11 protein-coding genes are annotated in these 12,250 nt (G+C 75.5%); 5 read left to right on the top strand and 6 right to left on the bottom strand.

Annotation, left to right across the window (positions count from 1 at the left end; genetic code table 11):
• On the bottom strand, nucleotides 1-279 hold a 279-nt coding region (locus ABZW14_RS04015), incomplete at its 3' end, for a glutamine synthetase (protein ID WP_355339443.1).
• A 324-nt stretch (nucleotides 280-603) separates the two neighbouring features.
• Here ABZW14_RS04015 and ABZW14_RS04020 point away from each other — a divergent pair.
• A complete protein-coding gene (locus tag ABZW14_RS04020; RefSeq protein ID WP_355340167.1) occupies nucleotides 604-990 on the top strand; it encodes an RDD family protein in 387 nt (128 codons plus the stop codon).
• Nucleotides 991-1,056: 66 nt separating this feature from the next.
• Here the strand turns inward: ABZW14_RS04020 and ABZW14_RS04025 are convergent, their stop codons facing one another.
• Nucleotides 1,057-1,746 (bottom strand): DUF4191 domain-containing protein, encoded by a 690-nt coding sequence (locus ABZW14_RS04025; protein WP_091268389.1) that lies wholly within the window; start codon nucleotides 1,744-1,746, stop codon nucleotides 1,057-1,059.
• 213 nt (nucleotides 1,747-1,959) lie between these two features.
• Between ABZW14_RS04025 and ABZW14_RS04030 the strand changes: the two genes are divergently transcribed.
• Complete coding sequence (locus ABZW14_RS04030) at nucleotides 1,960-2,130, top strand: hypothetical protein (protein WP_167364328.1); 171 nt, start codon at nucleotides 1,960-1,962, stop codon at nucleotides 2,128-2,130.
• Between the two features lie 338 nt (nucleotides 2,131-2,468).
• The gene (locus tag ABZW14_RS04035) at nucleotides 2,469-5,489 is read left to right on the top strand and encodes an AAA family ATPase (RefSeq protein WP_355339447.1); all 3,021 of its coding nucleotides are present in this window, start codon (nucleotides 2,469-2,471) and stop codon (nucleotides 5,487-5,489) included.
• On the opposite strand, the gene ABZW14_RS04040 is transcribed toward ABZW14_RS04035, so the two are convergent.
• Nucleotides 5,471-7,171, bottom strand: coding sequence for a DUF423 domain-containing protein (locus ABZW14_RS04040; protein ID WP_355339450.1), 1,701 nt, complete (start codon nucleotides 7,169-7,171; stop codon nucleotides 5,471-5,473). The genes ABZW14_RS04035 and ABZW14_RS04040 overlap by 19 nt on opposite strands.
• Before the next feature lie 60 nt (nucleotides 7,172-7,231).
• Nucleotides 7,232-8,290 carry a lipoyl synthase gene (gene lipA / locus ABZW14_RS04045; RefSeq protein WP_355339453.1) on the bottom strand — a complete coding sequence of 353 codons (1,059 nt, stop codon included), beginning with the start codon at nucleotides 8,288-8,290 and terminating at the stop codon, nucleotides 7,232-7,234.
• Between the two features lie 342 nt (nucleotides 8,291-8,632).
• Between lipA and aspS the strand changes: the two genes are divergently transcribed.
• Together aspS and ABZW14_RS04055 are read left to right on the top strand one after the other, a co-directional pair.
• Entirely contained in the window at nucleotides 8,633-9,919 is a 1,287-nt protein-coding gene (aspS, locus tag ABZW14_RS04050; protein ID WP_355339455.1) for an aspartate--tRNA(Asn) ligase, read from the top strand.
• Nucleotides 9,920-9,986: 67 nt separating this feature from the next.
• Nucleotides 9,987-11,018 carry an FUSC family protein gene (locus tag ABZW14_RS04055; RefSeq protein ID WP_355339458.1) on the top strand — a complete coding sequence of 344 codons (1,032 nt, stop codon included), beginning with the start codon at nucleotides 9,987-9,989 and terminating at the stop codon, nucleotides 11,016-11,018.
• Here ABZW14_RS04055 and nadE read toward each other — a convergent pair.
• Nucleotides 11,015-11,839: an ammonia-dependent NAD(+) synthetase gene (nadE, locus tag ABZW14_RS04060; protein ID WP_355339461.1), complete on the bottom strand. Its 825-nt coding sequence runs from the start codon at nucleotides 11,837-11,839 to the stop codon at nucleotides 11,015-11,017. The genes ABZW14_RS04055 and nadE overlap by 4 nt on opposite strands.
• Nucleotides 11,840-11,855: 16 nt before the next feature.
• Nucleotides 11,856-12,248 (bottom strand): VOC family protein, encoded by a 393-nt coding sequence (locus ABZW14_RS04065; RefSeq protein ID WP_355339464.1) that lies wholly within the window; start codon nucleotides 12,246-12,248, stop codon nucleotides 11,856-11,858.
• Nucleotides 12,249-12,250 lie beyond the last annotated feature (2 nt).

Below are 12,250 nucleotides of genomic sequence, written 5' to 3' on the forward strand. Positions count from 1 at the left end.
GAAGAAGTTCAGCGCGAGGGTCTTCTGCGCCCGGAACGGGTCGATGAACGCGGTCGCCACGTCGGGCAGCAGCAGCATGTCCGACTCGTGGATCGCCTGGAAGCCGCGGATCGACGAGCCGTCGAAGGCGAGGCCGTCGGTGAACAGGCTGTCGTCGACCGACTCGACCGGCAGGTTGAAGTGCTGCATCACGCCGGGCAGGTCACAGAAACGAACGTCGACGAACTTCACGTCCTCGTTCTTGAGGTAACGCAGCAGTTCCTCGGGATTGGCGAACACAGGTCCTCCTGGCGGGTCCACTCCGGTCGCTGTCTACCTGGCGACGCTATGGCCGCGGGGTTGCCCGGCCGTGTCTCCTCTGTTTCCGCCGTGTTACGTCCCTCGCGGAGCGTCATCCTGGCCGATCAGCCGCCTCCGGCTCGCCGTTCGACCGTACCCGCTGCTCCACTCTTGCGCTGTTTGATGGGTTTGGTCCAGTTTCCCGCTGCGTGCCGAAGCGGCGTACCCGGGCAGTGATCCACACCCCGGCCCGCCGCGGCGCTCCCGGCCGTGGGCCGGCCGCTGGCTACCCTGGCCGCTGTGACCGATACCGCCGCCGCGCCGGTGCCGCCCGCCGCGGACCCGACCTTCACGCCCCCGAGCATCGGCCGCCGCTTCGGCGCGCTGATCATCGACTGGGTGCTCTGCCTGCTGATCGCCAACCTCTTCGCCGACCCGGTCCGCGACGGTTGGGCGCCGGTCCTGGTGCTGATCCTGGAGTACGGCTTCTTCCTCGGCCTCTTCGCCCAGACCCCCGGCATGTACATCACCCGGATCCGCTGCGTGTCCTGGGCCGACGGGGGCCGGATAGGGCTGATCCGGGCGCTGCTGCGCGGCGTGCTGCTGGCCCTCGTGGTGCCCGCCCTGATCATGGACGGGCACCGGCGCGGCCTGCACGACCGGCTCACCGGGTCGGTCGTCGCCGACGCTCCCCGCCCCACCCGCCGCTGACCCGGGCACAGACGACGAAGGAGCCGGCCCCGCGCGGGACCGGCTCCTTCTCGCGTACGACGGGGGTCAGCGACCCCGGGTCTGGCGGAACGCGCCCCGCGGCGGCCGCATGTTCTTCGGGATCGCGCCCTTGGGCATCTGCGGGCGGGCGGTGAGCGCCTTGAGCCGCTTGTCGAGAGCGTTGACGTCCTTGGGGGCGAGGCTGCGGGGCAGCCGCATCAGGGTCATCCGCAGCTTGCGGATCGGCAGCTCGCCCTCGCCCTGCCCGATCACGTAGTCGTGCAGCGGGGCGGAACCGATCACCTTGGCCAGCCGGCGCTTCTCCTGGCCGAGCAGGCCGCGCACCCGCTGCGGGTTGCCCTCGGCCAGCAGGATCACGCCCGGCCGGCCGATCACCAGGTGCACCATGTCCATCTGCGTGGTGGAGCTGACCGCCGGGGTGACCCGCCAGTCGCCGCGCATGCTCTCCATGATCTGGGCCGCGGCGCCCGGCTGCCCCTCGGCGGCGTTCATCATCGCCTTGTTGGACCGCAGGTTGAGCACGATCAGCACGGCGAGCAGGATGAACAGGATGCCGATCGGCAGCCAGATCCAACCCCAGAGGAGCACCGCGACCACGGTGAGCGCGAGCGGAATCAGCACCGCCGCCGCGGTCAGCGGCGCGAACCACCGGTCCTGCTTGGCGGTGAACTGGAACACCATCCCGATCTGCTTCAGCCGCTGGCCGAACGAGACCTTCTCCTGGGGCTTTGCCATGCCGCAGAGTCTAGTGGTCGTCGCCCGGCCCGTTGATCCGTGGCCGCCCTCCGCCGCGCGGCTGAGTACCTTACGTCGCCGCCGGGCCGCTGAGGCCCCCGGGTAAGGAGGGGGAACGGCCGAAGATCAGGCAGCGCACCCATGCCCCGGGGGCACCTTCGCGCGGAAAGTCGATGTCGACAGCGAGAGACACCGCACGACAGGAGAACCGAGATGTTCGGCAACGACGCAGACCTGCTCCTCAGCATCCACCGCAGCCACGCCTCCGAGCTGCAGGCCGACGCGGCCCGCGACCGGCTCGCCCGGTCCCTGCCCCGCCGCCACCCGCGCGGCTGGCTGGGCCGCCGGCAGCACGCCGCCCGCGTCTCCGACACCCGCCGGTGACCGCCCCGGCGCTGCCGGCGCCCCCGACCACCACGCCGCCCGCCCCGGACCCACCCACCCCGGCCGTCGCCGACCGGAGCGGTGCGGCCGGGGCGGGCTCCGTTCCCGCCGGTCCGGCCGGGTCGGGTTCCCACAACGTCGGTCCGGCCGTCTCTGACGGGATTGGTGCGGCCGGGTCTGGTTCCCACAGCGTTGGTCCGGCCGTCTCTGACGGGATTGGTGCGGCCGGTTCGGGTTCCCACAACGTTGGTCCGGCCGTCACGGGGGCGGCCGGGCCGGCGGGGAACGGGCCGGTCGGCCGGGCCGGTGCGGGCGTGCGTCATGGCATGCTCGACGGCGTGACCGCACGCGCCGCCAGCACCGTCCTCGTCGGCCGCCAGTCCGAGCTGACCGGGCTGCGCGAGGCCCTCGGCCGGGCCCGCGCCGGGGACCCGGCGACCGTCCTGGTGGGCGGTGAGGCCGGGGTCGGCAAGACCCGGCTGCTGGAGGAGTTCGGCGTGCACGCCTCCGCGACCGGCGCGCGGCTGCTCGTCGGCCAGTGCCTGGAGCTCGGCGAGGCCGGCCTGCCCTTCGCGCCGTTCGCCGCCGCGCTGCGCGACGTGCTGCGTCACGACGGCCCGGCCGCCTTCGCCGGCTACGAGGCCGAGTTCGCCCGGCTGCTGCCCGAGCTGGCCCGGGTGCCGGCCGGGGTCGCCGCGCCGGCCGGGCTGCCCGTCTCCGACACCCCGCGCGGCTACCTGTTCGACCTGGTCGCCGACCTGTTCCGGCGGCTCGCCGAGGAGCGGCCGCTGGTGCTGTTGATCGAGGACCTGCACTGGGCCGACCGGTCCACCCGCGACCTGATCGGCTTCCTGGTCCGCGCCGCCCGGGCCACCCGGCTGCTGCTGGTCTGCACCTACCGCACCGACGAGCTGCACCGCGGGCACCCGCTGCGCCCCTTCCTCGCCGAGCTGGACCGGGCCCGGGGAGTGGACCGGGTCGAGCTGGGCCGGCTGGACCGGGACGGTACCGCCGCCGTCCTCGCCGACCTGCTCGGCGTCGAACCGGCGTCCCGCGCCGTCGACGACGTGCACGGGCGTACCCAGGGCAACCCGTTCTTCATCGAGGAGCTGGCCGCGGCCGGCGACCCGGTCGGCTGTGCGGTGCTGCCGGAGACGCTGCGCGACCTGCTGCTGGCCCGGGTGGACCGGCTGCCCGAGCCGGCCCAGCGGGTGCTGCGGATCGCCGCCGCCGGCGGCACCCGCTTCGCCCATCAGCTGCTCGCCGAGGTGGCCGGCCTGCCCGAGGCCGAGCTGGAGGACGCGCTGCGCGCCGCCGTGGCCGGCCAGCTCGTGGTGGCCGACCCGGACGGCGACTACGAGTTCCGGCACGCGCTGGTCCGCGAGGCGGTCCACGACGACCTGCTCCCGGGCGAGCACGCCCGGCTGCATGCCCGGTACGCCGCCGCGATCGAGGCGCAGCCGCACCTGGTGGCCGCCGGCCGCGCCCCGGCCGAGATCGCCCACCACTGGTACGCGGCACACGACCACCCGCGCGCCCTGCTCGCCGCCCGGACCGCCGCCGCTGCCGCGGCTGACCGCTACGCGTACGCCGAGCAGAGCCGGCTGCTGGAACGGGTCCTCGAACTGTGGGAGCTGGTGCCCGACGCCGCCGACCGGCTGGGCATGGACCACCTGCGGGTGCTGGAGGAGACCCTCGCGGCGGCCACCACGGCCGGCGACTACAACCGGGCGCTCACCCTGACCCGGGCCGGGCTGGCCGAGGTGGACAGCGCCGCCGAGCCGCTGCGCGCCGCCGGCCTGCTCTACCGGCGCGGCCGGCACCTCGCCCTGCTCGGCAAGAGCGACGGCACCGCCGAGGTACGCGAGGCGTACCGGCTGGCGGCCGGGGTGCCGGACACGCCGGAGCGGGTGCGGCTGCTCGCCGACATCGCGGCGCACCTGGTCAAGATCGACCCCGAGCAGGCCGCCTCGGTCGCCGACGAGGCGATGGCCGCGGCCGAGGCGGTCGGCGAGGACGTCGCCCTGCTGCCCACCCGGATCGCCCTGCTCTGCCGCACCGACAAGGCACCCGATCTGGGGCTGGCCGAGCTGCGCCGGGCCGAGGCCCTGGCCCGGGCCACCGGCAACGCCCCGGCGCTGGTCAGCGCCCTGGTCTACCTCTCCGACGTGCTCTACGAGCTGGGCCGGTACGCCGAGAGCGAGGAGGCCGCCGCGGCCGGGGTCAGCGAGGCGCGCCGGGTGGGGATCAGCCGATCCACCGGGGCGTACCTGCTGTCGAACCGGGCCGAGGCGCTCATCGCGCTGGGTCGCTGGGACGAGGCCGACGCGGCCTGCGCCGAGGCGTCCCGGATCGACCCGCCGGGCGTCTCCGGGCTGCACTGGCTCCAGCTCCGGGCCGGGCTGCGGCTGGCCCGGGCGCATCCCGCCGCCGACGAGCTGGTCGGCCGGGCACTGGCCTTCCTGGCCCGGCCCTACCTCTGGCCGAACCACCGGCTGCCGCTGCGCGAACTGCGCATCGAGGCCGCCCTGGCGGCGGACGACAAGGTGGCGGCGCTCGCCGCGAGCCGGGCCGCCCTGGCCGACGAGCGCCTGGTCGACCTGCCCCGCGAGGGCTGGCCGGTACTCAGCGCGGTGGCCCGCGCCGCCGCGTTGGCCGGCGACGCCGGGCTGGCCGCCGAGGCGTCCGCGGTGGCCGCCGCGCTGCCCGCCCGTTATCCGGCGGAGGAGGCGCACGCCGCCCAGGTCACCGCGATCCTCACCGGCGTCGCCCCCGCCGCCGACGGCGCGTTCCCCGCTCCGGCCGAGCTGTCCGGATCCTCCGGCGAGCGGCCCGGTGCGGCCGCTGACCGTCGCGGCGGGCCCGCCCGGCCGCCGGATGGGGCGCTGCCGGCCTGGCGGACGGCCGTGGCGCGGTGGCGCGCGGTCGGGCAGCCGTACCCGCTGGGCCGGGCCCTGCTCGCGCTCGCCGAGACCGCCGCGGCGGCCGGCGAGCGGGACGAGGTCGCCGCTGCCGTCCGTGAGGCCGCGGACATCGCCACCCGGCTCGGCGCCGCCCCGCTGGGCGAGCAGGCCGCCACCCTGGCCCGGCGGGTCGGGCTGCGCGGCGCCGGCCGCCCCGGCCCGGACCTGCTGACCAGCCGCGAGCAGGAGGTGCTCCGGCTGGTGGCCGAGGGGCACAGCAACAGCCGGATCGCCGAGCGGCTCTTCATCTCGCCGAAGACGGCGAGCGTGCACGTGTCCCGGATCATCGCCAAGCTGGACGTGACCAACCGGGTGGAGGCCGCCGCGCTGGCCCACCGCCTCGGCCTGCTCGACCCGGCGCCGCCCGCCACTCCGGCTCAGCGGCGGGGCAGGTAGATCCGCCAGCCCGTGACGTCGATGACCCTGAGTGCGCCCGGCCCGGGCCCGAGCCGCTCGTCGAGCCGGGCGGCCAGCGGCGACCCGGCCGGGGCCACCCAGGCCGCGCCGGGGTCGGCGTCCACCGCTCGCCGGTATTCCGGCAGGCGGTCGAACCCGGGGCGCAGCTCGTCGTCGACCACCGCGCAGCGCACCTCCTCGCCGCTGGCGAAGGCGAGCCGGTTGCAGGTCCAGTAGCCGGCGCGGACGTGGCGCAGGCTCAGGTCGCCGAGGGCGTCGACGAGCACCCGGTGCCGGTCGGCCTCGGCGTGGGTGGCCGGCACGGTCCCGACCGCGCCGGCCGTCGCGACCGCCCCGGTGCCGAGCATCCCGGCCAGCACGGCGACCGCCGCCACCCCGGCCACCCGGGTCCATGTCCGGCCCCCCGAGCCCGGATTGATCGACTCCCGCTCGCCGGGCTGGCGGGGTGCAAGTCGACGGGCGGCCTGCCAGAGCGGCCAGAGCAGCGCCGGCGTGGCGACCGCCAGGACGGAGAGGTAACGGGCGCTTTCGCTCGGCGTCCGCCCGGCCGCGTTACTCGCCGCGTAGGCGGCCAGCACCGCCGCCGCCCCCGCGAGCAGCGCGAGCCGGACCGCCGCCGACACCCGCCGGTCCGCCGCTACCGCGGGCGGGACCGGCGGGACCGGCCGGCGGAGGGTGCGCCCGGCGGCGACCGCGGCGAGCAGCAGCAGGACGAGGAACGTCGGCGCCCACCAGAGTTGCCAACCGGTGCAGTGGCCGGGGGAGCAGAAGCCCATGGCCAGGGGTGGGCCGAGCACCAGGCCTCCGTACAGCCGCTCGCCCCAGCTCGCCACCTCGTCGGCGCCGCTGGCCGCCAGCACGGCGGCGAGCGGGTCGCGGCCGTGCCGGAGGCTGTCCAGCAGCATCGGCGCCGCGCCGAGCAGCAGCCCTCCAGCCAGGGCTGCCCCGGCCCGCCCGGCCAGCTCCCGCCGGCGCCACCCCACCAGCACCGCGCCGAGCACCAGCACGAACGGCAGGATCAGCGGGTCGACCCAGAGCAGCAACCCGGAGACGAACCCCCAGCCCGCCCAGCGCAGCAGCCGCCCCCGCTTTGGGGACGCGGCCGCCCGAAGAGGCAGCCGCGCGCCCGGCCCGCCTGCGCACAGCCCCACCGTGAGCAGCGCCAGCGCCGCCCCGGCCGGGTTCAGCTCCGGGTAGCCGCCGCCGGCGATGAGCTGGTTCTTGACCACCCGGTCCGAGCCGAGCGCGAGTACGGCGACGACCAGCAGGGCGTACCAGCGGTCGCCGCCGAGCCGGCGGGTGAGCCGCCAGGACAGGGCGAGGAAGAGGGCGTACAGGGCGAGGGTCGGCAGCCGGAGGGTGAGCACCGACGGCCCGGCCAGGGCGACCAGCGGCGCGGCCAGGTACGCCTCCAGCGTGCCCATGTACGCCTGGCCGTAGAACCAGACCGGGAAGTCCTCGGCGCGGGCAATGTGCAGGGCGGCCAGCCCCATGGTCGCCTCGTCGCTGTTGCTGGGCGGCGCGTCGGCGAGCAGCAGGGCCAGCCGGTAGCCGATCCCGGCGCACCCGACCAGCAGGGCGAGCAGCGCCGGCAGCCGGGTACGCCGGGGTGTACGCGGGCGGGTGGCCTCGCGTGGCTCCTGGCGTACCCCGGCGGTCATCCCTGGGATCATGGCATCCGGCGGGCGGCCGGCGGTGCGTGACGCGGTGGACGGCCGGCCTCAGCCGGCGGCGACGACCTCGTCGCGGGCGGCGAGCGCCTGCTGGTAGAGCCGCCCGGCCCGGTACGACGAGCGGACCAGCGGGCCGCTCATCACGCCGGCGAAGCCGATCTCCTCGGCCTCCTCGCGCAGCTCGACGAACTCCTCCGGCTTGACCCAGCGGGTGACCGGGTGGTGCCGGGGGGAGGGGCGCAGGTACTGCGTGATGGTGATCAGCTCGCAGCCGGCCTCGTGCAGGTCGCGCAGCGCCTGGGAGACCTCGGCCCGCTCCTCGCCCATGCCGAGGATCAGGTTGCTCTTGGTGACCAGGCCGTCGGCGCGCGCCTGGCGGATCACGTCGAGGGAGCGCTCGTAGCGGAACGCCGGGCGGATCCGCTTGAAGATCCGCGGCACGGTCTCCACGTTGTGGGCCAGCACCTCGGGGCGGGACCCGAAGACCTCGGCGAGCTGCTCGGGCACCGCGTTGAAGTCGGGGATCAGCAGCTCGACGCCGCAGCCGGACTGGAGGGCGTGGATCTGCCGGACCGTCTCGGCGTAGAGCCAGGCGCCGCCGTCGGGCAGGTCGTCGCGGGCCACGCCGGTGATGGTGGCGTAGCGCAGGCCCATCGCGGCGACGGACTCGGCGACCCGGCGGGGCTCGTCGGCGTCGAACTCGGCGGGCTTGCCGGTGTCGATCTGGCAGAAGTCGCAGCGCCGGGTGCACTGGTCACCACCGATGAGGAAGGTGGCCTCCCGGTCCTCCCAGCACTCGTAGATGTTGGGGCAGCCGGCCTCCTGGCACACGGTGTGCAGCCCTTCGCGCGAGACGAGCCCGCGCAGCTGGGTGTACTCCGGGCCCATCTTGGCCTTGACCTTGATCCACGGCGGCTTGCGCTCGATCGGCGTCTCGGCGTTGCGCGCCTCGATCCGCAGCATGCGCCGCCCCTCGGGGGCGACCGTCGCGGTGCGCGCTGCCTGCTCAGTCGTCGGCGCGGAGTGCTCGATCGTCACAAAAGCGAGCCTACGCCGGTCGGTGGCCGTCGATGAACGTCGGGCGACGGGCGTCACGCCGCGAACCATGTGACACCGGACACCAGCCGTCAGAAATCCCCGTCACACGTGCCAGGGAAGGGTGCTAGCGTGCCGGGCAGAGCTGCGACGGAGCCGAGTAGCGCGCCGATCCGCCAGCGCAGAGAGCCGCCGGTTGCTGAGAGGCGGTCTGGCGCCGGTGCGTGAAGACCCTCCCGAGCTGCGGGAAGAACGGCGCCCTGCCTAGTAGAACCCGCCCGGCTGGCCCCGGTGAAAAGGCGACGAACGAGGCCTCCGCTTCGGCGGAGGTAAAGGTGTGGTGGCACCGCGAGGTTTCCCGCTCGCCCACACCTCCCGGGGATCGCGTTGCGATTGATCGAGGAGGTAACCGCCGTGCAACGCATCCTGTCCTCCCAGCTCAACCACCATGTCGGCGCGACCGTGCGGATCGCCGGCTGGGTGCACCGCCGCCGGCTGCTCAAGTCGGTGGCCTTCCTGATCGTCCGGGACGCCGCCGGTCTGGCCCAGGTGGTCGTCACCGACGCCGCCGTGCGCGCGGCCGTCGAGTCGCTGCCCGAGGAGACCGTCGTCGAGGTCACCGGCACGGTGGTCGCGAACGCCACCGCGCCCGCCAGGGTCGAGCTGGCCGACCCGGCGGTACGGCCGCTCGGCCCGCCCGCCGTCCCGCCGCCGTTCGACCTGTACCGGCCGGTGCTCACCGCCACCCTGCCCACCCAACTCGACCACGCGCCGACCGCGCTGCGCCACCCGACCCGCTCGGCGGCGCTGCGGATCTCGGCGGCGGCGGTGGCCGGCTTCCGGGCCGCCCTGGACGCCCGCGGGTTCGTGGAGATCCACACCCCGAAGGTGGTCGCCTCGTCCACCGAGAGCGGGGCGAACGTGTTCGCGCTGGACTGGTTCGGCCGGCCGGCGTACCTGGCCCAGTCGCCGCAGTTCTACAAGCAGCTCATGGTCGGCGTCTTCGAGCGGGTGTACGAGGTCGGGCCGGTGTTCCGCGCCGAGCCGCACGACACCGTCCGGCACCTGGCCCAGTACACCTCGCTCGACGTCGAGCTGGGCTTCGTCGCCGACCACCGGGACGTGATGGCCGTGCTGCGGGAGACCCTCGCCGGGATGCTGGCCGAGGTGGCCGTACGGGCCGGCGGGGCGCTCGCCACCCTGGACCTGGCCCTGCCCGAGGTGCCCGCCGAGATCCCGGCCGTGCACTTCACCGAGGCGCTGAAGATCGCCGGGGCCCCGGCCGACGAGCCGGACCTCGCCCCGGCGCACGAGCGGGCGCTGGGCGAGTGGGCGCGCCGCGAGCACGGATCGGACTTCCTCTTCGTGACCGGGTACCCGATGGCGAAGCGGCCGTTCTACACCCACCCGGACCCGGCCCGGCCCGCGTACTCCAACGGCTTCGATCTGCTGTTCCGGGGGATGGAGCTGGTCACCGGAGGGCAGCGGCTGCACCGCCACGAGGACTACCTGGCCGCCCTGGCGGCCCGCGGCGAGCCGGTCGAGCCGTACGCCGGGTACGTGGACGCGTTCCGGCACGGCATGCCGCCGCACGGTGGCTTCGCCATCGGGCTGGAACGCTTCGTCGCCCGGCTCACCGGCGCGGCCAACGTGCGCGAGGTGACCGCCTTCCCGCGGGACCTGCACCGGCTCACCCCCTGACCGGGGATCACGCCGCCGCGATCCGGGTACCCCGGGTCGCGGCGGCGGCCGGGAGGTGAGGGGCGGCATGGGCGAGCAGATGCGGGCGACGCTGCGCGGCCTGCTGCACGTGCGGCCCGCGCCCGGCGCACACCGGGTCGCGCTGCGGGCCGGGGTCAGCGTCCTCGTGCCGCTGCTCGCGGTGCTCGCGGCCGGCCGGCCCGGCTGGTCGGTGTACGCGGTCTTCGGGGCGTTCACCTCGCTCTACGGCCGCAACCACGTGCACCTCTCCCGGGCCGCCATGCAGGCCAGCGCCGGAGCGGCCCTCACCGCGACGGTCGTCCTCGGCGTGCTGGTCGGGGCGCTGCCGTCCCGGGAGTGGGTCGCGGTGCCGGTGGCGTCGGCCGTCGCGGCGCTGGGCGCCGTGCTGGCCGCCGCGCAGGACTGGCACCCGCCGGGGCCGCTGTTCCTGGTGTTCGCGTTCGGCGCGGTGGCCTCGGCGCCGCACGCCGTGTCGGACGTGCCGGTCGCCGCCGCGCTGGCCGGGGCGAGCGCCCTGTTCTCGCTGCTGGTCGGCAGCGTGGGCAGCGTGCTGCGGCGGCAGCGCAGCCGCCCGGCCCGGCTCGCGCACGTGTGGACCTGGCAGCCGGTGCGCTACGCCCTGGCCGTGGTGCTCGCCGGGGGCGTGGCGACCGCCGTCGGGATCGGCCACCCGTACTGGGCGATGGTGGCGGCGGTCGCCCCGCTCAGCGCGGCGGGGGTCACCGCCCAGCTGGTCCGTGCCGCGCACCGGATCCTCGGCACGCTGCTCGGGCTGCTGACCAGCGCGGTGCTGCTCGCCCCGGCGCTGTCGCCGTACGCCGTCGTGCTGGTGGTCGCGGTGCTCCAGATCGTCACCGAGCTGCTGGTGGGCCGCAACTACGGGCTGGCGCTGCTGTTCATCACCCCGATGGCGCTGCTCATGGGGCAGCTCGCGGTGGCCCGGCCGGCCGGGCAGCTGCTCTACGACCGGGGCGTGGAGACGGTCATCGGCGGGATCGTCGGCGGCGCGATCGTGCTCTGCGAGCCGTGGTTGCGGTCGCGGTTCGCCGCCGGCCCGCCCGCCGGCCCCGACATCTAGGGCGCGATCGGGAGCCGGCGCTTGTGGTCGGTGGCGCGGTAGCGGGCCACCAGCGCCGCCTCCACCCCGGCCGGCACCGGCCGGCCCTCCAGGTAGTCGTCGATGTGCTCGTAGGCCAGGCCGAGGGCGTCCTCGTCGAGCTTGCCCGGGGCCAGGGTCTCCAGGTCGGCCGTGGGCGCCTTGCCGACCAGCTCGGCGGGCGCGCCGAGCGCCGCAGCCAGCGCCCGCACCCGCCGCTTGGTCAGGCCGGTCAGCGGGACCAGGTCCGCCGCACCGTCGCCGTGCTTGGTGAAGAAGCCGGTGACCGCCTCGGCGGCGTGGTCGGTGCCGACCACCAGCCCGGCCTCGGCGCCGGCCACCGCGTACTGGGCGATCATGCGCTGCCGGGCCTTGACGTTGCCGAGCACGAAGTCCTGCTGGGCGTCGTCGCGGAAGGTCAGCCCGGCGGCGACCAGCGCGGCCAGGGCGGCGTCGGCGGCCGGCTTGACGTCGACGGTGAGCACCCGGTCCGGACGGATGAACGCCAGCGCCGCCTGGGCGTGGTGCTCGTCGGCCTGCACCCCGTACGGCAGGCGCATGGCGAGGAAGGCGGCCGGGTGACCGGCGGCGCGGGCCCGTTCCGCCGCGAGCTGGCAGAGCCGGCCGGCCGTGGTCGAGTCGACGCCGCCGCTGATGCCCAGGACCAGCGTGGTGAGGCCGGTGTCGACCAGGCGGTCGGCGAGGAAGACGACCCGGCGCTCGATCTCCTCGGCGGCGTCGAAGGTCGCCGGCACCTGGAGCTCCTCGGCGATCCGGTGCTGGGTCGACATCACGTCGGTCATCGGGGTCCTCTCCTCGTCAGGCGGGACCGAGCAGGTCCCAGGGGTTGCCGGCGAGGTCGCGGAAGACGGCGACCCGGCCGTACGGCTCGGTGCGCGGAGGCTTCACGAACTCGACCTTCGCGTCGACCATCCGCCGGTAGGTGGCGTCGAAGTCGTCGACCTGGAGGAAGAAGCCGACCCGGCCGTGGGTCTGGTCACCCACGGCGCCGGCCTGCCGCTCCCCGTCGGCGCGGGCCAGCAGCAGCCCGGTCCCGCCGCCCGGCGGGCGGACCACCACCCAGCGCTTCGGCCGGCCGTCGTTGGTCAGCGACGGCTTGTCCTCCACCAGCTCGAAGCCCAGCACCTCGGTGAAGAAGGCGATCGCCGGGTCGTAGTCGGCGACGACCAGGGTGACGAGATCGATCCGCACCC

It is taken from the genome of Micromonospora sp. NPDC004551, from assembly GCF_040609975.1.
In the GTDB taxonomy this organism is placed as follows: Bacteria; Actinomycetota; Actinomycetes; order Mycobacteriales; family Micromonosporaceae; genus Micromonospora.

Bases quoted from the DNA above. Each gene is read 5' to 3' on its own strand.
- ABZW14_RS04025 (WP_091268389.1), bottom strand. From the start codon at position 1,746: ATGGCAAAGCCCCAGGAGAAGGTCTCGTTCGGCCAGCGGCTGAAGCAG.
- ABZW14_RS04030 (WP_167364328.1), top strand. From the start codon at position 1,960: ATGTTCGGCAACGACGCAGACCTGCTCCTCAGCATCCACCGCAGCCAC.
- ABZW14_RS04040 (WP_355339450.1), bottom strand. From the start codon at position 7,171: ATGACCGCCGGGGTACGCCAGGAGCCACGCGAGGCCACCCGCCCGCGT.
- lipA (WP_355339453.1), bottom strand. From the start codon at position 8,290: ATGGTTCGCGGCGTGACGCCCGTCGCCCGACGTTCATCGACGGCCACC.
- ABZW14_RS04055 (WP_355339458.1), top strand. From the start codon at position 9,987: ATGGGCGAGCAGATGCGGGCGACGCTGCGCGGCCTGCTGCACGTGCGG.
- nadE (WP_355339461.1), bottom strand. From the start codon at position 11,839: ATGACCGACGTGATGTCGACCCAGCACCGGATCGCCGAGGAGCTCCAG.